Source organism: Marinospirillum sp., from assembly GCF_014859565.1.
The window spans coordinates 1-2,104 of the sequence record NZ_JACUUA010000392.1 but is presented as its reverse complement, the minus strand read 5'-3'; the positions used below and the strand labels follow the sequence as shown (position 1 = coordinate 2,104).

Below are 2,104 nucleotides of genomic sequence, written 5' to 3'. Positions count from 1 at the left end.
TCAGCCTTGCTCATAAATAAACCTCAACGCCCTTTCAGGCTGTGTCGAACATTTGTCAGGATATTCATTACAGCATTACGCAGCTTGAACACCAGCTTGGTTAGTTTGCACCAGAAAGGGCCTTTATTACGATGGCGGTTGCCAATTTCAGAATGATCGCCAGCTGGATCTGCCGGACGAACCGGATAAGGTTGCAAACCATAGATAGGAACCTGGTGCAGATTTTGATGACGAATGAACACATCCACTGGATAAATAAACTCCTCACTGGCCTTGATAAAAGCTTGCGCAGCAGAGGGTGCAAGGGCATAACAGGTTGCACGCTGTGGAATCTTTAAAAAGCGCGACAAGGTATAAATACCCAACTGTTTCACTTCTTTATGCAGAATGGGGCCATTATCTTCCAGACGGATAAATGGATAGTCATTCATCAATTCTGGTAATAAAGAAAAAGCCTCCTTGATGTTATCACGAACAGCAAAATCATCCTCAAACACCACAATCGGGCGATTCAGCTCCACACACTTCTGCCAAGCCAGGTAATGGCTGGCATAACATCCGGCCTCACCCGGAACAGAAGGGCGACCATGACGCACTAGAAACTTGTCTGCACAAAACCTGCCCAGCAATGGATGACCACCCTTACGACCATCCACTCCATCTATAAACTCGAACTCAACACCATGATCATTCAACAGCTCCGAGCTTCTTGCCCGCCTTGCAGCAGAATCAGCAAGACTGATAACAAACACATCCAGTGGCTGGTTCATGGTTTCCACTCCAGAAACTGACGGGTATGACCACCAATCATGGCTGGTTCGCTTTGATTCAAGGTCTGACCATTCAAAATCTTTTCATACCGATCCAAATAACGCTCTGTCATCAGCGCAGAGTTAAACTCATCCCGTGCATACTCATGACAACGCAACGAAGAAAAATCACTGCTCTGCTCTATGGCAGCCGTCAGCTCTGCTCGGCTCGTTGATAACACACCTACATCAGGATTAACCAATTCCGGCAAGGCACCGTAAGGTGTACCAAAAACAGGGCAAACAAAATACAGGCTTTCAATCACTGCCAAACCAAAAGGCTCATCCCAGCGCACAGGAAAAATCAGGCCTTTTGACTGACGTAAAAATTTAAATTTTTCAACATCGTCAACCATACCGTGAAAACCAACACGGGGGCTTAAGGTCAGACGAAAACCCATTCTGAAATTAACACGGTACCCACCCAGCACTTCCAGCCGTTCCTGACGGGAATGCCGCACAACATCAATGGCACCCTTGACGTTTTTGATTCGCCAAGCTGCATTACCAAGGAAATGAAAGAATGAACGATGGCTTTGCAAATCCACCGCACCATACTCATCCCAGTCTAAGCCGTTATATACGTAAGACTCAGATCCATGACGCTCTGCATGACGCCGAGACACAAAAACAGTATTCAAAGGCAGCGGGAAATGATTAAAGTTGCCATGCTGTGTAAATAAAAAAGGGGCTCCCGGCCAGTGCTCAAACTCCTGGTTAAGGTGAACCATGTCCACACCAGCCGGGATTTGATTTTGCAAAGTCCTGGATGGATCGTGCTCAACAATTTCTGCAAAATCACAAGTTGAGCCGGATGGTGCAAGAAATACCACCTCATGCCCTTTCTTGACTAATTCTTTACCCAAGCACCAAGCTACTCGGTTAGTACCACCATACTTATAGGCAGGAATGCGGGTTGGTACTTGTATCAAAATTCTCATGCCTGCCTCGCGGATTCTTTATCAGCCATTTCATCCAGGGATTGTCGTAGGTAGTACCAGAGGATCACCACCATAAATGAATAAACTGTGATTCCATTAACATGCCAAAGGAATGCCTGGGTCAGGCTGAATACAGCAAAACAAGCGGTCACCACCATGCCAGAAAGTGCCAGTGACTTTGCCACACCACAAGGTGCTTTGATGTATTTAAAAAACAATATGAACGGAATAATAATAAAACCGAGTAATGCAACAAAACCGACTACACCATGTTTGGCAAACATATCCAGATAGTGGTTGTGGGCGTGTTGAAAACCAATCAGGGAAGAAGCAACCACTCCCTGCCGTGCGTGT

General features: G+C 46.1%; 2 protein-coding genes and 1 pseudogene. All 3 read right to left on the bottom strand.

Translation table 11 applies throughout. The features are described 5' to 3' along the window. Positions 1-23: 23 nt before the first annotated feature. On the bottom strand, positions 24-770 hold the full coding sequence (locus tag IBX50_RS20090) for a glycosyltransferase family 25 protein (protein WP_292258169.1): 747 nt from the start codon (positions 768-770) through the stop codon (positions 24-26). Further along, positions 767-1,750: a glycosyltransferase gene (locus IBX50_RS20085; protein WP_292258168.1), complete on the bottom strand. Its 984-nt coding sequence runs from the start codon at positions 1,748-1,750 to the stop codon at positions 767-769. The genes IBX50_RS20090 and IBX50_RS20085 overlap by 4 nt, the downstream gene beginning before the upstream one ends. Continuing rightward, positions 1,747-2,104: pseudogene (locus tag IBX50_RS20080) on the bottom strand (hypothetical protein); the annotation flags it as partial. The gene IBX50_RS20085 and the pseudogene IBX50_RS20080, both read right to left, overlap by 4 nt.